This is a genomic window from Blastococcus sp. SYSU DS0616 (genome assembly GCF_054051015.1).
Genome location: NZ_JBJHAJ010000004.1, coordinates 1 through 17,027, shown reverse-complemented (window position 1 = coordinate 17,027; position 17,027 = coordinate 1). Strand labels below are relative to the sequence as shown.

The window sequence follows — 17,027 nt, the reverse complement described above, 5'->3', positions numbered from 1 at the left end:
ATCGGCGAGACCGGCTCATCCGCCCGGCGTGACCAGCCCGCTCTCGTAGGCGAACGCCACGGCCTGCACCCGGTCGCGCAACCCGAGCTTGAGCAGCAGCCGGCTGACGTGCGTCTTGACCGTCGCCTCGCCGAGGTGCAGGCGGGCAGCGATCTCGGCGTTGGAGAGCCCGGCCGCGACGAGCGCCAGGACGTCGGTCTCCCGGTCGGTCAGCGTGCGCAGCGCGTTCGCCCGGGCCGGGTCGGGTGCGGGCGCCGCGGCGAAGGACTCGATCACCCGCAGCGTCACCGCCGGGTCGAGCAACCCCTGTCCGGCGGCGACGGTGCGCACGGCGGCGACCAGGTCCTCGGGCGGGGCGACCTTGAGCAGGAAGCCGCTGACACCGGCACGCAGCGCGGCTGCCACGTACTCGTCCTCGTCGAAGGTGGTGAGCACGACGACGCGGGTGGGCAGGTCGGCGCCGAGGATGCGGCGGGCCGCCTCGAGCCCGTCCATGCCGGGCATGCGGACGTCGAGCAGGACGACGTCGGGCCGCAGCCGGGTGACCGCGCGGACGCCCTCGGCGCCGTCGGCGGCCTCCCCGACGACCTCGATGTCGGGCTCGGCGGCGAGCACCATCCGCAACCCGGTGCGCACCATCGCCTGGTCGTCGACGAGCACCACGCGGATCGTCACGCGGTCACCGCGACGGGCACCGGGAAGGTGGCCCGGACCCGGTAGCCACCGCCGCGCACCGGCCCGACCTCGAGCGTGCCGCCGGCCACCGCCACCCGCTCGCGCATGTGCAGCTGGCCGTGCCCTCCCGCCGCGGGGCCGCCGCCGGCGCGGGGCGCCGGCACGGTGGGGCGCCCGTCGTCGGTGACGGTGACGCCCACGCGGTCGCCGGCCCAGTCGACCCGCACGCAGGTGGCCGCGGCCCCCGCGTGCCGGACGACGTTGGACAGCGCCTCCTGCACCACGCGGACGGCCGAGACGTCGACCAGCTGCGGCAGCTCCACCGGTTGCCCGGTCACGGTCAGCTCGACCGGCATCCCTCCGGCGCGCAGCTCGTCGAGCACCTCGTCGAGCCGGGACAGCGAGGGCTGCGGCGCGGGGTCGCCACCCGCCTGTTCCCGCAGGATGCCGACGACGCGCCGCATCTCCTCGACCGCCTCGCGCCCCAGTCGCTCCAGCCCGAGCAGCACGTCCTGCGCCTCGGGGTGGTCGGGCAGCAGCCGGCGCAGGCCGCCCATCTGGAGCACCATGACGCTCACCGAGTGGGCGACCGAGTCGTGCACCTCCCGGGCGATGCGGGCCCGCTCGGCGACGACGGCGGAGGCGGCGACCGCCTCCTGCTGCTCGGCCAGCCGCGCCGCCAGCACCTGGAGCTCGACCGACCGGGCCCGCGTCTGGCGGACCAGCAGCCCGACGCACCAGGCGCTGCCGAGGATCAGCGAGTAGAAGATCGCCTCCCACGGGGACGCCGCGACCACGACGACGCCGAGCACCATGCAGACGGCCGCGGCGCCGGCGGTGGCCAGGAGGCCGCGGCGCAGCGGCAGCACCGCGGCGGCGTGCCCCACCAGCAACCCCATGCCGATGAGCTGCGCGCCGCCGGGTCCGGGGAGCCCCATCGCGAGGTTGCCGGCGACGGTGGTGGCCCCCAGCACCGCGGCGGCCGCCGGCCACCGGGGGCTCAGCGCCAGCAGGGCACCGACGGCGACGCCGGGCAGCGCCGTGCCCATCCCCCAGCGGCCGGCGTAGTCGGTGTCGATCGCCGACTCCGCCAGCGCCATGAGCGCGATGCCCAGGCCCACGGCGACCCACAGCAGGCGGCCGCGGGGCAGGAGGGCGGGCGACCAGGACGGCATGGCAGCACGGTAGGGGCCGCGCGGAGCCGGGGGCATCCCCCGCGCGGCCGAACGGTGGGCCGCAGCGTTCCCCCTCAGGGCGGAGCCAGGTCGGTCCGTCGCGGTGGACGCGAGGCGCTGCCCGCCGTCCCTAGCTTCTCCGGCCATGACGACCGAACTGCGCAGCCCCTCGGCTGCGACCCCGCCCACCGCCCCGACGCCCCGGAGCGCCGGCTCGCTGCTGCTGCCGATCGCCGGCGGCGCGCTGATCGTCGGCCAGCTCCTCTTCGTCGCGGGCATGGCCACCTCGCCACCGCAGGACTCGATGGCCGACGCCGACTACATCGCCTCGCTCGCCCGCGACGAGGGGCAGACGACGCTCTCGGCGCTGCTGCTGCACTACGGCAACCTCCTCAGCGGGCTGGCCTGGCTCGCCGCCCCGGCCCTCGTCCGCGGCGTGCGCGGGCGCATCCCGACCGTTGTCGGCGCGCTCATGGCGGCCTTGGGGCTGGTCACCGTGGCCGGCAACGTGCTGTTCGACTTCTGGGTCGGGGCTGTGGGCCGGCTCCTCGACACCGGGCCGGCCGAGGCGGTCTTCGCCGACGTGCACTCCTCGACCGGCATGGCGATCGTCGGCACGGTGACCATGCTGGGGCTGCTCGGCCCGCTGGTGGCGACGATCGGGCTGGCCCGGGCCGGCGTCGTCGGCTGGTGGCTGCTGGCCCCGGCGGTCGCCTCGCTGGCGCTCGCGGTGGTGCTGACGTTCTCGCCGCTGCTGTTCGCCGGGCTGATGCTGCTCGGCGCGGTGCCGGCGTTCGTGGTCGGGCTGCGGCTGATCGAGCGGAACCGCGCCGAAGCGGCCGCCGCCTGATGTTGATCAGGTGACCTGATCAACAGGGGTCCTGGCTCACTGTCGACGGTGAGCCAGGACCCCGTGTGCTGAGCCAGGACCCAGAGGCGGGCGCCGGAGCGGGCGGGTCGGAGCGGGTGGGCCGGCCGCGCGGCGCTCAGCCCTCGGCGGTCTCCGAGGCGACCAGCCAGGCCTCCTCGACCTGCTCCTTCTCTGCCTGCACCGCCTTGAGCTGGGTGTCCAGCTCGGCGGCCTTGGCGTAGTCCGCGGCAGCCGCGGCCAGCTGCTCGTGCAGCTTCTTCTCGTCGGCGTCCAGCTTGAGCATCCGCCGCTCCAGCTTGGCGGCCTCCTTCTTCGCCGCCCGGGCCTCGGCCGCCGACACCGCCGGGGCCGACGTCGACGGGGCGCCCACCGGACGGGCGCCGTCGTCCCCGGCCGCCGTGGTGAGCGGGGCGCCGCCGGCCGCGCGGCGGCGCAGGTACTCCTCGACCCCGCCGGGCAGCTCGGCCAGCGACCCGTCGCCGAGCAGCGCCACGACCTTGTCGCACACCCGGTCGACGAAGTAGCGGTCGTGGCTGACCACCAGCACGGTGCCGGGGAAGCTGTCGAGCAGGTCCTCCAGCGCCGTCAGGGTGTCGATGTCCAGGTCGTTGGTGGGCTCGTCGAGGATCAGCACGTTCGGCTCGGCCATCAGCAGGCGCAGCAGCTGCAGCCGCCGCCGCTCGCCGCCGGAGAGGTCGCCGACCGGCGTCCACTGCCGGTTCGCCATGAAGCCGAACCGCTCGGCGAGCGACGAGGCGGAGATCTCCTGGTTGCCGATCCGGGCGACGCGGGCCACCTCCTGCACCGCCTCCACCACCCGCAGCGTGCGCGGCAGCTCGGTGACGTGCTGCGACAGGTATGCCGGCGCCACCGTCTGGCCGACCACCACGCGCCCGGCGTCGGGCTCGGTCTCGCCCACGAGGAGCCTGAGCAGCGACGTCTTGCCCGCGCCGTTGACCCCGACGATGCCGATCCGGTCGCCCGGGCCGACGTGCCAGGTCAGATCCTTGAAGAGGGTGCGTGGACCGTCCTCGGTGGGGACGGCGTAGTCGACGTCCTCCACGTCGTAGACGGTCTTGCCCAGGCGCCGGGCGGCGAAGCCCTGCAGCGCCATCGAGTCCCGCGGCGGCGGCTCGTCGGCGATCAGCGCCTGGGCCGCCTCGATGCGGAACCGCGGCTTGCTGGTGCGGGCCGGCGGGCCGCGCCGCAGCCAGGCCAGCTCCTTGCGGACCAGGTTCAGCCGGCGCTCCTCGGTGACCGAGGCGATCCGCGCCCGCTCCGCCCGCGCCAGCGTGTACGCCGAGTAGCCGCCGTCGTAGGAGTGCACGTTCGCGTCGGCGACCTCCCACGTGGTCGTGCAGACCTCGTCGAGGAACCACCGGTCGTGGGTGACCACGACCAGGCCACCGGTGCGCTGCTTCACGTACTCGGCGAGCCAGGCCACCCCCTCGACGTCGAGGTGGTTGGTGGGCTCGTCGAGCACCAGCAGGTCCAGCGGCCGAATGAGCTGGGCGGCCAGCGCCACCCGCCGGCGCTCGCCACCGGACATGGGGGCGACCGGCGCGTCGAGGCCCAGCCGGTCGAGCTCCAGGCCGGTGAGCACCGAGCGGACGGCCGGGTCGCCGGCCCACTCGTGCTCGGCGGCGAACATCGACGACGGCAGCACGACGTCGCGCACCGTCGCCCCCGGCGGGAGGGTGCCGGACTGGTCGAGCACCCCCATCGCGATGTCCCCGCGGCGGGTGACCCGGCCGGAGTCCGGGTCGTCGGCGCCGGTGATCAGCGACAGCAGCGTGCTCTTGCCGCCGCCGTTGCGGCCGACGATCCCGATCCGTTCGCCGGCGGCGACGCCGAGGGAGACGTCGTCGAGCACCACGGTGGTGCCGTGGGCCTTGTGCACCCGCTCGAGGTTGACCAGGTTGAGGGGCGCGCTCATCGGCTGCTCGCAGAAGTCATGGGCCCTCAGTATCCGACGGCCGCCTCCCCGGGGGCCACGGTGGTGCCCGCGACGGTCGACCGGGGCAGCCGCAGGCAGCCGAGGAGGCCGAGCGCCACGACGCCGGCGACGACGAGGAAACCGGTCCCGGTGCTCGTCGCGGCGGCCAGCGGCGGGACGGTGAGGTTGCCGGCGATCCCGCCGAGCGCCAGCGCCAGCGACATCGCCGAGACGGCGGTGGCCCGGTGCGCGGCGTCGACCCGCGTGTGCAGGACTGCGGCGAGCAGTGGCCAGACGGAGCCGTGCGAGAGGTAGTACAGGGCGAAGCCGGCGGCGGCCGGCACCAGCGTGTCGGGCCCCGCGACCAGGGCGAGCGACAGGCCCCCGACGGCGAACAGCGCGGCGCAGGCGGCCGGGGTGGAGCCGCGGAGCAGCCGCCGCAGGGCCGGCGCGAGCACCGCCCCCACCGCGGAGGCTGCGAACGAGATCGCCAGGACCACGCCGTACACCGCGGCGCCGCCGTCCCGGCCGCCGGTCAGCTCGGCGAACCGGACCGGGCCCAGCAGCTCGCACACGACCAGCCCGGCGCCGGTGACGGCGGTCAGCGCCAGGACCCGCCGCAGGGTGCGGTCGCCCACTGACACCCGCACCGACTGCCCCACGGTCGCCGGCACCGCACGCACCCCGGCGGCCAGCGCGCCGAGGACGCTCCCCTCGCGCGGTGGCCGGTGCTCGGTCAGCAGCCACAGCACCGCGCCGACGAACGCGACGTCGAGGACGGCGGCCCCCAGGTAGGAGAGCGCGAGCCCCTCGGCACCGCCACCGCCGAGCAGCACCGGGAGGAACCCGCCGACGACCGCGCCGACGGCGAGGCTCGCCCCGTCGGCCGCCGAGTGCTGGGCCAGGCCCGGGGCGACGTCGGCGCCCGGCTCCAGCCGGTGCACCGTGTCCACGTACCACGCCTCGAGCGGGCCGGAGTCCAGCACGCGGCCCACCCCGAGGGCGACGACCCCGGCCAGGAATCCGGCGAACGACGTCGCCGTCGCGATCAGCAGGCACGAGGCGATGTGCAGGACGGCGCCGGCCACGATGACGGGACGGCGGCCGAGCACGTCGGCCAGCCCGCCGGTGGGGAGCTCCAGCACCACGACCAGCACCCCGTGCACGGTGAACAGCACGCCGATCTCGGCGAGCGAGAGCCCCCGCGCCTGCGCGAGCAGGACGGTGATCGGCGTCGTGAGCCCGACCGGTAGCCAGCGCAGGGCGGTCAGCCCGACCAGCCGCCGGGTGGCGGAGCGGACGGTCTGCGGCGCGCTCACGTCGGCCACTCCCGCAGCGGGACCAGGTCGAGCAGCACGCAGACCTGCTCGGTGCCCTCCGCCGGCGGCGCGTCGCCAGGGTGCTCGGCCATCCAGCGCCGGAGCGTGGCGTGCAGCTCGCCGATCAGCTCCCGCGCCTGGTCGGGGCTCAGCCGGAGCCCGTAGTCGTTCAGCGTGGCGGCGTCGGTCCAGCCGGGGTCGAGCTGCTCCTTCTGCTCGAACCAGGCGTCGAGCACGCGGGCGTGCTGGTCGATCTGCAGCCGGCTCATCTCGTCCTGCACCTCGGCCCCGCCCTCCTGCGGGACGAGCTCCCCGGCCTGCCAGCTGGTCATCCGGTGCCGGGCCCGCCACCACCGCTCGCGCGCCGTCCCCTGGCCCTCGACCTCCTCCACGAAGCCGTAGGCCGCCAGCTGGCGCAGGTGGTAGCTGGTCGATCCGCTGCTCTCCCCCACGGCCCGCGCCAGGCCGCTCGCCGTCGCGGGGCCGTGCACCCGGAGCCGGCCGAGCAGCCGGCTGCGCAGCGGGTGCGCCAGTGCACGCAGGGCGCGCACGTCGGTCACCTGGACGGCCGGCTCCAGCGGCGGGGGCTTCTCGGTCACACGGTCAGGCTACGAATACAAAGACAGCTTTGCAAAGGTCTCTTTGCGCCCAGCCCGGACCAGATCTGCACACTGGCCTCCATCAGCCGCCGTCGAGGGGGCACTTCGCAGATCTCGCGCGGGAAGAGGGGAAGACAACGGGCTCCCCGGGCGCTACGGTCACCGTTAGTTGAGCCCTCAATCAAGGAGGCCGGCATGCCTGCCGTGACCGTCGAGGACACCACCACCCTGCCGCGGGTCCCGCTCCCCGCTCCCCGCACGGTGCGCCGCCGCACCCGGTCGGTGACGACCGCCCCGTCGGGCTTCGAGGGCGAGGGCTTCCCCGTGCGCCGCGCCTTCGCCGGCGTCGACCTGCGCGCGCTGGACCCCTTCCTCCACATGGACCAGATGGGCGAGGTGGAGTACGCCCCCGGTGAGCCGAAGGGCACCAGCTGGCACCCCCACCGCGGCTTCGAGACCGTCACCTACCTCCTCGACGGCACCTTCGAGCACGCCGACTCCCACGGCGGCGGCGGCACGATCAGCAACGGCGACACCCAGTGGATGACCGCCGGCGGCGGCGTCCTGCACATCGAGCGCCCGCCGGAGCAGTTGGTGGTCAGCGGTGGCCTGTTCCACGGCCTGCAGCTGTGGGTGAACCTGCCTCGGGCGCAGAAGTGGGTCGAGCCGCGCTACCAGGACCTGCGCGCGAAGGAGTCGGTCCTGCTCGCCAGCCCGGACGCCGGCGCCCTGCTGCGGGTGATCGCCGGCGAGGTGGGTGGGCACACCGGCCCCGGTTCGACATACACCCCGATGGCGATGGTGCACGCGACCGTCTCCCCCGGCGCGACGCTGGACCTGCCCTGGCGGCCGGACTTCAACGCGCTGGTCTACGTGCTCTCCGGCGCCGGCTCCGTGGGGATCGACGGCGCCCCGGTGCGCACCGGCCAGCTCGCGGTGCTCGGCCCCGGGGACACCGTGACCGTGCGCGGGGCGGTGAACCAGGAGTCGCGGACGCCGGCCCTGGACGTGGTGGTCCTCGGCGGGCGGCCGATCAACGAGCCGATCGCCATGTACGGGCCGTTCGTGATGAACACCCGGCAGGAGGTGGCCGACGCGTTCGCCGACTTCTCCGCCGGCCGGCTCGGCTCGATCCCGGCGCAGCGCATCGAGGGACCCGTTCCGCACCGCGCCGTCCGGGGCGAGACTGACTGACGGCGGGGCTCCCGCCCCGCGACACCGTGCCGAGATCACGGGATCTCGGCACATCGAGCCCCCGGAACCGCCGAGATCACGGGATCCCGGCAGAGGGAGTCGTCGACGATGAGCAACCTGGAACCGCGCCCGCCCGCTCGCGGGCTGGGCGGGCTGGCGGGCACCACCGCCGGCCCCGCCCTGGACCTGCTGCCGGGCAAGGAGGTGCTGCTCGGCGAGAGCACCCGCGTGCGCCGCCTCCTGCCCACGCTCGGCCGGCGGATGGTCGGCGCCTGGGTCTTCGTCGACCACTACGGCCCCGACGACATCACCTCGTCCCCCGGCATGCAGGTGCCGCCGCACCCGCACACCGGGCTGCAGACCGTGTCGTGGCTGCTCGACGGCGAGGTGCACCACCGCGACTCGCTCGGCAGCGACGTGCGGTTCCGCCCCGGGGAGCTGGCGCTCATGACGGCCGGGCACGGGATCGCCCACTCCGAGCAGTCGCCGGCGACCCACCCGCGGTACCTGCACGGGGCCCAGCTGTGGGTGGCCCTGCCGGAGGCCGACCGTGAGGTCGCCCCGCACTTCGAGCACCACGGCGTCCTGCCCGGCTTCAGCTCCGACGGGCTCACCGCCACGGTGCTCATGGGCGGCTTCGGCGGGGTGACGTCGCCGGGGCGGGCCTACACCCCGCTGGTCGGCGTCGACCTGGAGCTCGCCGCCGGCGCCGACGTGGAGCTCCCGCTGGAGGCCGACTTCGAGTACGGGCTCCTGGCGTCAGCGGGGTCGGTCACGGTGGACGACGTCGTCCTCGAGCCCGGCGCGATGCTGTACCTGGGCACCGGCCGCACGGCGCTGCGGGTGCGGGCAGGGGCGGCGTCCCGGTTGCTGCTGCTCGGCGGGGAGCCGTTCGAGGAACGCCTGGTGATGTGGTGGAACTTCATCGGCCGCTCGGGCGAGGAGGTCGCCGCGTACGCCGAGCAGTGGAACGCCGAGTCGCGGCGCTTCGGCACCGTCGTCGGTTACGACGGCGACCGGCTGGAGGCGCCGCCGCTACCCCCGGTCGCGCTCCGGCCGCGCGGCCGGGTCCGCTGAGGCAGGCTTCGGGCATGAGCGACCCCACCCGGCCGGACCCTCGGCTGCTGCAGTTCGTCGCCGAGCAGCGCTGGGGCGTGCTCGCCACGATCAAGCGCGACGGCCGACCGCAGCTGTCCAACGTCGGCTACGCCTGGGACGACGGCCTGATCCGCGTCTCGGTGACCGCCGACCGCGCGAAGACCCGCAACCTGCAGCGCGACCCGCGGGTGACGCTGCACGTGGCGTCGAAGAACTTCTGGACCTGGGTCGCCGTCGAGGGCACCGCCGAGCTCACCCCGGTCGCGCAGGAGCCGCACGACCCCACCGTCGAGGAGCTGATCGCCTACTACCGCGGCGTCTCCGGCGAGCACGAGAACTGGGACGAGTACCGGGCGGCGATGGTCGCCGACCGGCGGCTGGTCGTCCGGTTCCGGCCCGAGCACGCGTACGGGCAGCTGCCGGGCTGAGCCCGGCGCCGCCGGTGCGCCCCGTTCGCACCGGCCGCCGGGCGGAGCTCAGCCGGCCGGCACCTGCATGACGGAGAACGACGCGCCCCACGGGTCTGCGACGACCGCGAAGCGGCCGTACTCGGTGTCCTCGGCCGGGAGGAGCACCTTCCCGCCCGCGGCGGTCACCGCGGCGACCGCGGCGTCGGTCGAGGCCACCGCGAAGCAGGTCGACCAGCCCTTGGGCGCACCGGGGACCACGCCGCCGAGCCCGCCCAGCGGGTCACCACCGGTGGCGAAGGTCGTGTAGCCCTCCGCGCCCGGGATCTCCTCGAACCGGAACCCGAAGACGGCGGTGTAGAACTCCCGGGCCGCCGCCGGGTCGTCGACCGCCGCCTCGTTCCACACCAGCGAGCCCGGTTCGTTGTACCGCTGCACGCCGGGGTGCTCGCCGGCCTGCCACAGGCCGAACGGGTGGCCCTGCGGGTCGAGGGCGATGACCATCGTGCCCATCGGCCCGACCGCCATCGGCTCCACCACGACCGTGCCACCGGCCTCCCGGATCCGGGTGACCGTGGCGGCCGCGTCGTCCGTCGCGAAGTACGTGGTCCAGCGGGGCGGGGCGCCCCCGTCCGTCTGCGGTCCGAGGCCGGCCACCGCCCGCCCGTCCTTCTGGGCGTCCAGGTAGCCGCCGAACTCGGGCTCGCCGCCGGTGTACTCCCAGCCGAGCAGCGCGGCGTAGAACTCCTTCGCCGCCGCCAGGTCGGCGGCGCCGTAGTCCACCCAGCACGGCGTCCCGGCCGGCCAGGCGGTGTCTCGCGTGGGCATGGTTGCCTCCTCCGGTTGTGGGGGAGGTCACCGTCCCACCGGAGTACGACGGTTCGGGGCTAGAACGTCCCGCCCCCGCCGCGGCCGCCGCCGCCGAACGAGCCGCCCCCACCGAGACCGCCGCCGCCGAACGACCCGCCTCCGCCACGACCGCCGAACCCGCTGCCGCCGAAGCCCCCACCACCGAAGCCGCCGCCGAACCCGCCGCCGTGGCCGCGTCCGCCGCCCAGCAGGATGCCGCCCAGCACGAGGCTGCCGAGGTCCACGCCACCGCGGCGGTACCCGCCCCCGTAGCCGCCGCCGAACCCACCGGGTCCGTACCCGGAATTCCACCGGTCGACGTCGTCCTGCGCCAGGTCGAGGGCGTGCTGGGCCAGCATGCCCGCCTGGTGGGCCTCCCGCAGCGCGCTTACCGGGTCGGTCCCGCCCAGGTCGACGGCTGCCTCCAGGTGCCGCCGCGCCTCGGCGAGCCGGGTGCGCGCCTGGGGACCGACCGCCCCACGGCGGGTGTCGATGAAGTCCGCGGCCGCGGCGACCGCCGAGCGCGCGTTGAGCAGCGACTGCTCCAGCGCCGCCGCGGCCCGGCGGGCCTGGGTCTGCGCGTCGCGGGCCGCCGCGAGCGCCTCCTCGAGCGCGGTGTCGGCGTCCTCGAGCTGCCGGAGCGCGGCCAGCGGGTCACCCGGGGTGCCGTCGGCCGGGTGCAGGGCGGCATCGCAGGCCGCGAGCGCCGACTCGGCGCGGGCGATCTGCGGCTCCAGGCCCGTGCGGTCCCCGGCGGCGACCAGCGCCCGGGCCTCGGCCAGGTCCTTCTCGGTCTCTGCGCGGGCGGCCGCGACCCGGCCGGCGGCGGCGTCGAGGTCGGCGGCGAGCCGGCCGACGGCGTCCAGCAGCGTGCCCGTCTGCGCCGCGGCGTCCTCGGCCGCGCGGATGTCGCCGACGGCGTCGCCGCTCCGCCCCTCGGCCAGCGCCGCCCGCGCCTCCCGGACCTCCTGCTCGGCGGCGGCCAGCCGCGCCCGGGCCTGCTCCACGTTGTCCGCCACGGGAGCGGATGCGGTCGCCGCGTACCGGCTCCGGAGCGCGGCCAGCCGCTGCTCCTCCTGCGGGATCCGGTCGCCCAGCCCGGCCAGCCGCGGCTCCAGCGCGTCCAGCACCTGCGGCGCGTTGTGCTCGAGGTCGCGCAGCCGCTGGAAGGCCTCGCTCTGCTCGTCGAGCCGGGCGCCGGCGGCGCCGGTGAGCGCCAGGATCTCGGCCAGCATCCGGCGGGTGGTGGGCTCGTCCTCCGGGATGTCGTCGTCGAGCTCCTGGCGCAGCGTGAAGGCCCGGGACAGCTCCTTCCTGGACTGCGCCAGCGCGGCGTCGAAGCCGGCGACGGCGTCCTCGCCGTACTGCGACCGGGCGAAGTCGAGGTCCAGCTGCGAGGTCTTCACGGCCTCGTCGAGGTCCAGCAGCGCCTCGCTGGCGCGGCCCTGCAGCTGGTCGGTGGGCACGCCCTCGTACGGATCGGGCTCCCGCCGCCGACCGGGCGGCAGAGCGGTGCCGCTCCGGTTCCGGCGCGAGCGGCTGAGCAGGTAGGCGCCGCCCCCGACGACCGCGAGGCCGCCGAGCACCAGCAGCGGCCCCACCCCGCCGGAGCCGCCGTCGGCGGACCCGGTCGGCTCCTCCGCGGCCGCGCCGCCGTCGCGCAGCAGATCCGCGAACGCCGCCACGCCGCCGGCCCAGTCGCCCTCGCCGAACTGCGGGGCGACCCGCTCGTCGGTCAGCGAGTCGAACTCGGCGCCGGTCACCGGGAAGTCGGCCGGCCGCACCGTGCCGTACTGCCCGTCGTCGACGGCGACGGCCAGCAGCGCGTCCTCCTCGCCGAGCTGGGTCAGCTCGGCCGTGGCCTGGGCCCACTCCTCCTGGTCCGCGCCGTCGAAGCTGGACACGAACACCACGTAGAGGTCGGTCCGGGTGTCGGCGCGCAGGTCGTCGACGACGTCCTGCACCCGCCCGGTGCCACCCTGGAGGACGCCGACCTCGTCGACGACCTGGTCGGGCAGCCGGAACGGCGGCACCGCGTACGCCGGCCCGCCGGTGAGCAGGAGGACGGCGAGCACCCCCAGGACGACGCACAGCCGGCGCACGGAGACCTCCTGGACGGGTGAAGGGGAACCCGGACGACCCTACCGACGGCCGAGGGGTCCGGCCCGACCGCCGTGGGTACGGCTCCTCCGCCGCCGACCCGCCGTGCCGAGGAGCCCCGCGTGCCCGAGCCCGACTCCGTCCCCGCCGCCGATCTGCCGCCCGGAGCGGTCCGCCGCGCCGGCGGCTGGGCCGTGGGCAACCGGGGGGACGACGAGTACTTCGCCGTCTCCCGGCGGTGCCGCCACCAGCTGGCCGACCTCGCCGAGGGCAGCGTCGACGCCCACGGGTGCCTGGTCTGCCCGTGGCACGGCAGCCGCTACGACGTGCGCACCGGCGAGATGGTGCAGGGACCGCGCGGCTTCCTCGGCTACCACGGGCCGACGCCGGTCTACACCCAGCTGGTGCGGCTGCTGGGGTCGGTGGCCCGGCTGCGCGTGCGCCGGGCGGTCCGCCGCGGGGACGACGTCGTGGTGACCGACTGAGGCATAGGAAGCTTTTCGTGCGTATCCGGGTGCGAGAACGCACGCAAAGCTTCCTATGCCCGGGGCGGCAGGGTCAGCCCTGCTCCTGACGGGGCAGCGGCTCGTCCCGCCCGAGGAAGGGGGTGGGGTCGTCGTCGCCGCGTCGGGTTGGCCCCGGACGGGCGGCCGCGGCTGCGTGCAGCGCCTCCTCCGGCGACCGCGGCCGCAGCACGCCGTCGCGGATCTCCTCCGCCCAGTGGCAGCTGACCAGCCGCCCCGGCGCCAGCTCGCGCAGCGCGGGCACCTCGTCGTCGCACCGCGTCTCCTGCCGCCACGGGCAGCGGGTGTGGAACCGGCAGCCGCTGGGCGGGTTCGCCGGCGACGGCAGGTCACCCGCCAGCAGGATCCGCTCCCGGCTCTCCTCGACCTCCGGGTCGGGCACGGGGACGGCGCTCATCAGCGCACGCGTGTAGGGGTGCAGCGGCTGCTCGTAGAGGTCGTCGGCCGGCGCCTGCTCCACCAGGGAGCCCAGGTACATCACGCCGACGACGTCGCTGATGTGCCGCACCACCGCGAGGTCGTGCGCGATGACCAGGTAGGTCAGGCCGAGCCGCTCCTGCAGCTCCTCCAGCAGGTTGAGCACCTGCGCCTGCACCGACACGTCGAGGGCGGACACCGGCTCGTCGGCGATCAGCAGGTCCGGCTCGAGCGCCACGGCGCGGGCGATGCCGATCCGCTGCCGCTGGCCGCCGGAGAACTCGTGCGGGTAGCGGCGCAGCGCCGCCGAGGGCAGGCCGACGGCGTCGAGCAGGGTGCGGATCCGCTGCGCGATCCCCTCCTTGCCGCCGCCGATGCCGTGCGCGCGCAGCGGCTCGGACAGCAGCGACTCCACGTTCTGCCGCGGGTCGAGGCTGCCCAGGGGGTCCTGGAAGACCATCTGCATCCGCTGGCGCATCCGCCGCAGCGGCTCACCCTTGAGCGCGGCGACGTCGGTGCCGTCGAAGAGCACCCGCCCGGCGGTGGGCTCGACCAGCCGCAGGATCGCCCGGCCCAGCGTCGACTTGCCGCAGCCGGACTCCCCCACCAGCCCGTAGGTGGCCCCGCGCGGGACGACGAGGTCGACGCCGTCGACGGCCCGCACGTGCCCGACGGTGCGGTCGAAGAAGATCCCCTGCTTGATCGGGAAGTGCACCTCGAGGCCCTCGACGCGCAGCAGCTCGTCCTGGCCGGGAGCGGTCGGGACGGCGGTCATCGGGCGGCTCCGGAAGCGGTCGCCCCGGCGGTCGGGGACGGCGGGTACTCGATCGGGTGCCGGCAGCGCAGCTCGCGACCGGGGCCGTCGTACTCCAGCGGCACGGTGCTGCCGGAGACCTCGGTCAGGCAGTCGTCGCGGGCGTTGTCGCAGCGCGGCGCGAAGGCGCACCCCTCCGCCCACGGGATGGCGTCGGCGGCCGAGCCGCGGATCGGCGTGAGCGGTGCCCCGCGAGCGGAGTCCAGCCGCGGCACCGAGGCCAGCAGCCCGCCGGTGTAGGGCTGGCGGGGCCGGGCGAAGAGGTCGTGCCGGTCGGCGGTCTCGATGATCTTCCCCGCGTACATGACGTGCACCCGGTCGCAGAGCCCGGCGACCACACCGAGGTCGTGGGTGATCATCACCAGCGCCGTCCCGGTGTCGACGACGAGCTCGCGCAGGAGCTCCAGGATCTGCGCCTGGATGGTGACGTCGAGCGCCGTCGTCGGCTCGTCGGCGATCAGCAACCGCGGCGAGCACGCCAGCGCCATGGCGATCAGCGCGCGCTGGCGCATGCCGCCGGAGAGCTGGTGCGGGTACTCCTTCAGCCGGCGCCGCGGGTCGGGGATGCCGACCTTGTCCAGCAGCACGATCGCCTCGTCGGCGGCCTGCCCGCGGTCCATGTCCCGGTGCTCCAGCAGCACCTCGGTCACCTGGGTGCCGATGGGCACGGTGGGGTTCAGCGAGGACAACGGGTCCTGGAACACCATGGCCATGTCGGCCCCGCGCAGCCGGCGCAGCGTCCGGTCGTCGGCGCCGACCAGCTCCTGCCCGTCCAGCCGGACCGAGCCGGACACCTGCACGCCGCGCCGGGGCAGCAGCCCCATGATCGCCAGCGAGGTGACCGACTTGCCGCAGCCGGACTCCCCCACGAGACCGATCGTCTCGCCGGGGGCGACGGAGAAGCTGACGCCGTCGACGGCGAGGGTCGGGGCCTCGCCGCGGCGGGTGAACCGGACGGCGAGGTCCTCCACCACGAGCACCGGTGCCTGCAGGCTGCTCACCTCCGGAACTTCGGGTCGAGGGCCTCGCGCAGGCGTTCCCCGAGCAGCGTGAACCCGAGCGCGACGACGATGATGCACAGCGCCGGCCACACGGCGAGCGCCGGCCGGATGGACAGGAAGTCCTGGGCGTTGGCCAGCATCGCGCCCCACTCGGGCCGGGCGATGTCCGGGTCGCCGAGGCCTAGGTAGGAGAGCGCGGCGGCCTCGATGATCGCCGTCGCCAGGGAGAGCGTGGCCTGGACGATCACCGGCGACAGCGAGTTGGGCAGCACGTGCCCGAACACGATCCGCGTCTTCTTCACCCCGAGCGCCTGCGCGGCAACGGCGTAGTCGCTGCCGCGCTGGGCGAGCATCGAGCCGCGCAGCAGCCGGGCGAACACCGGCACCTGGACGACCGCGATCGCGATCATCAGCGCGTACTGGTTCTGGCCCAGCAGCACCGAGACGGTGATCGCCATGAGCAGGCCGGGGATCGACAGGATGATGTCGACGAACCGCATGACCACGGTGTCGACCCAGCCGCCGAAGGCGCCGGCCAGCACGCCCAGGGCCATGCCGACCACCAGGCCAAGCACGGTGGAGACCACGCCGATGAGGAGCGACTGCCGGGCGCCGTAGACCAGCCGGGAGAGCAGGTCGCGCCCGAGGTTGTCCACACCGAGGGGGAAGCCCTCGCGCGCGCCGGGGATCTCACCGGGCCGGATCTCCGACAGCAGGTACTGGGTGACCGGGTCCCTGGGGGCGAGCAACGGCGCGAACGCCGCCACGACGAGGAAGACCAGGACGATGACCGCGCCGGCGATCGCCACCGGGTCGCGGCGGAGCCGCCGGAACGCGCTGCGGGTGAGCGACAGGCCGCCGTCGCCCTCCGGGAGCCGGCCAGCCCGGGCGGCGAGGGCGTCGATGCGCTCGCGCTTGACCTCACCGAGAGCCGTCATCGGCTGCGCTCCTCGTCCGATTCCGCAGGCGTCATCGGACGCGCACCCGCGGGTCGAGCAGGCCGTACGAGATGTCGACCAGCAGGTTCACCAGCACGTACACCACCGCCAGCATGAGGATGAAGCCCTGGAGGACGGCGAAGTCCCGGTAGGTGATCGCGTCCCGGAGGGTGAGGCCCACCCCGCCGAAGGCGAAGACCGTCTCGGTCAGCACCGCGCCCGACAGGAGCAGGCCGGTCTGCAGCCCGATCGTCGTCGACACCGGCAGCAGGGCGTTGCGGACGACGTGCCGGCGGCGCACGGTCGCCGTCGCCAGGCCCTTGGCGTTCGCCGTCCGCACGTAGTCCTCGTTGACGACGTCGAGGACGGAGGCCCGGGTGATCCGCACGATGATCGCCAGGGGGATGGTGCCCAGGGCGATGGCCGGCAGGATCAGGTGCAGCACGGCGTCCCAGGCGGCGTCCCACTCCCGGGTCATCAGCCCGTCCAGGACGTAGAAGTTGGTGATCCGGGTGGCGTCCATCCGGACGTCCTGGCGCCCCGACCCGGGCAGCCAGCCGAGCTCCACGGCGAACAGCAGCCGGAGCAGGTAGGCGAGGAAGAACACCGGGATCGCCACGCCGATCAGCGATCCGATGACGGAGGCGGAGTCGAAGAAGCTCCCGTACCGGCGGGCCGCGAGGTAGCCCAGCGGGATGCCCACGCCGATGGCGAAGATCATCGCGAAGACGGTGAGCTCGATCGTGCCGGGGAACCGCTCGAGGAACACCTCGGTGACCGGCCGGCCGTACTGCGTGGAGTTGCCGAAGTCGAGGGTGACCGCTCGCCCCAGGAAGCGGAAGTACTGGACGTAGATCGGCTCGTCGAGCCCGAACAGCTCGTTGTACCGGGCGATCGCCTCCGGGGTGGCGCGCTCCCCCAGCGCGGCCTGGGCGGGCCCCCCGGGGAGGGCGCGCAGCCAGGCGAAGAGCAGCACCGACAGGCCCAGCAGGATCGGGATCAGCTGGAGGAGCCGCCGGACGATGAATCGGAGCACGAGCTCGCGTCACCCTCTCACTGAGCGGATCCGCCCGACAGGCTCGCGGCGGCCCCCGTGCAGGGGCCCGCCGC

At 75.1% G+C, this 17,027-nt stretch carries 16 protein-coding genes; 5 read left to right on the top strand and 11 right to left on the bottom strand.

All coding sequences use genetic code 11. From position 1 onward, the window contains the following. Positions 1–15 precede the first annotated feature (15 nt). Complete coding sequence (locus tag ACI79K_RS03870; protein WP_456595771.1) at positions 16–675, bottom strand: response regulator; 660 nt, start codon at positions 673–675, stop codon at positions 16–18. Next, positions 672–1,850: a sensor histidine kinase gene (locus tag ACI79K_RS03865; RefSeq protein WP_456599023.1), complete on the bottom strand. Its 1,179-nt coding sequence runs from the start codon at positions 1,848–1,850 to the stop codon at positions 672–674. The genes ACI79K_RS03870 and ACI79K_RS03865 overlap by 4 nt, the downstream gene beginning before the upstream one ends. A 145-nt stretch (positions 1,851–1,995) precedes the next feature. Here ACI79K_RS03865 and ACI79K_RS03860 point away from each other — a divergent pair, with 145 nt between their 5' ends. Beyond that, a complete protein-coding gene (locus ACI79K_RS03860) occupies positions 1,996–2,700 on the top strand; it encodes a hypothetical protein (RefSeq protein ID WP_456599022.1) in 705 nt (234 codons plus the stop codon). A gap of 136 nt (positions 2,701–2,836) precedes the next feature. Here ACI79K_RS03860 and ACI79K_RS03855 read toward each other — a convergent pair whose 3' ends face one another. Genes ACI79K_RS03855 through ACI79K_RS03845 form a run of 3 tightly spaced genes read right to left on the bottom strand, consistent with a single transcriptional unit; the run spans position 2,837 to position 6,575 of the window. After that, complete coding sequence (locus ACI79K_RS03855; RefSeq protein WP_456599021.1) at positions 2,837–4,657, bottom strand: ABC-F family ATP-binding cassette domain-containing protein; 1,821 nt, start codon at positions 4,655–4,657, stop codon at positions 2,837–2,839. A 26-nt stretch (positions 4,658–4,683) separates the two neighbouring features. Continuing rightward, the gene (locus tag ACI79K_RS03850; RefSeq protein ID WP_456599020.1) at positions 4,684–5,976 is read right to left on the bottom strand and encodes an MFS transporter; all 1,293 of its coding nucleotides are present in this window, start codon (positions 5,974–5,976) and stop codon (positions 4,684–4,686) included. Continuing rightward, the gene (locus ACI79K_RS03845) at positions 5,973–6,575 is read right to left on the bottom strand and encodes a helix-turn-helix domain-containing protein (protein ID WP_456588231.1); all 603 of its coding nucleotides are present in this window, start codon (positions 6,573–6,575) and stop codon (positions 5,973–5,975) included. Before ACI79K_RS03845 ends, ACI79K_RS03850 begins: the two co-directional genes overlap by 4 nt. Positions 6,576–6,770: 195 nt before the next feature. Here ACI79K_RS03845 and ACI79K_RS03840 point away from each other — a divergent pair, with 195 nt between their 5' ends. The 3 genes from ACI79K_RS03840 to ACI79K_RS03830 all read left to right on the top strand — a co-directional run bounded on the left by ACI79K_RS03840 (position 6,771) and on the right by ACI79K_RS03830 (position 9,295). Then, on the top strand, positions 6,771–7,769 hold the full coding sequence (locus tag ACI79K_RS03840; protein WP_456599019.1) for a pirin family protein: 999 nt from the start codon (positions 6,771–6,773) through the stop codon (positions 7,767–7,769). Positions 7,770–7,877: 108 nt separating this feature from the next. Beyond that, complete coding sequence (locus tag ACI79K_RS03835) at positions 7,878–8,846, top strand: pirin family protein (protein WP_456599018.1); 969 nt, start codon at positions 7,878–7,880, stop codon at positions 8,844–8,846. 14 nt (positions 8,847–8,860) lie between these two features. After that, a complete protein-coding gene (locus ACI79K_RS03830) occupies positions 8,861–9,295 on the top strand; it encodes a PPOX class F420-dependent oxidoreductase (protein WP_456599017.1) in 435 nt (144 codons plus the stop codon). Positions 9,296–9,343: 48 nt separating this feature from the next. On the opposite strand, the gene ACI79K_RS03825 is transcribed toward ACI79K_RS03830, so the two are convergent. Beyond that, complete coding sequence (locus ACI79K_RS03825) at positions 9,344–10,102, bottom strand: VOC family protein (protein WP_456599016.1); 759 nt, start codon at positions 10,100–10,102, stop codon at positions 9,344–9,346. 59 nt (positions 10,103–10,161) lie between these two features. After that, the gene (locus ACI79K_RS03820; protein ID WP_456599015.1) at positions 10,162–12,225 is read right to left on the bottom strand and encodes a TPM domain-containing protein; all 2,064 of its coding nucleotides are present in this window, start codon (positions 12,223–12,225) and stop codon (positions 10,162–10,164) included. 120 nt (positions 12,226–12,345) lie between these two features. Between ACI79K_RS03820 and ACI79K_RS03815 the strand changes: the two genes are divergently transcribed. Then, positions 12,346–12,708: a Rieske (2Fe-2S) protein gene (locus ACI79K_RS03815; RefSeq protein WP_456588237.1), complete on the top strand. Its 363-nt coding sequence runs from the start codon at positions 12,346–12,348 to the stop codon at positions 12,706–12,708. Between the two features lie 73 nt (positions 12,709–12,781). On the opposite strand, the gene ACI79K_RS03810 is transcribed toward ACI79K_RS03815, so the two are convergent. The 4 genes from ACI79K_RS03810 to ACI79K_RS03795 are packed head-to-tail and all read right to left on the bottom strand — an operon-like array spanning position 12,782 to position 16,953. Beyond that, entirely contained in the window at positions 12,782–13,939 is a 1,158-nt protein-coding gene (locus tag ACI79K_RS03810; protein ID WP_456588238.1) for an ABC transporter ATP-binding protein, read from the bottom strand. Beyond that, positions 13,936–14,979, bottom strand: coding sequence for an ABC transporter ATP-binding protein (locus ACI79K_RS03805; RefSeq protein WP_456599014.1), 1,044 nt, complete (start codon positions 14,977–14,979; stop codon positions 13,936–13,938). The genes ACI79K_RS03810 and ACI79K_RS03805 overlap by 4 nt, the downstream gene beginning before the upstream one ends. After that, positions 14,976–15,917, bottom strand: coding sequence for an ABC transporter permease (locus ACI79K_RS03800; protein ID WP_456588240.1), 942 nt, complete (start codon positions 15,915–15,917; stop codon positions 14,976–14,978). Before ACI79K_RS03800 ends, ACI79K_RS03805 begins: the two co-directional genes overlap by 4 nt. A gap of 31 nt (positions 15,918–15,948) precedes the next feature. After that, positions 15,949–16,953 (bottom strand): ABC transporter permease, encoded by a 1,005-nt coding sequence (locus tag ACI79K_RS03795; protein ID WP_456588241.1) that lies wholly within the window; start codon positions 16,951–16,953, stop codon positions 15,949–15,951. Between the last annotated feature and the right edge of the window lie 74 nt (positions 16,954–17,027).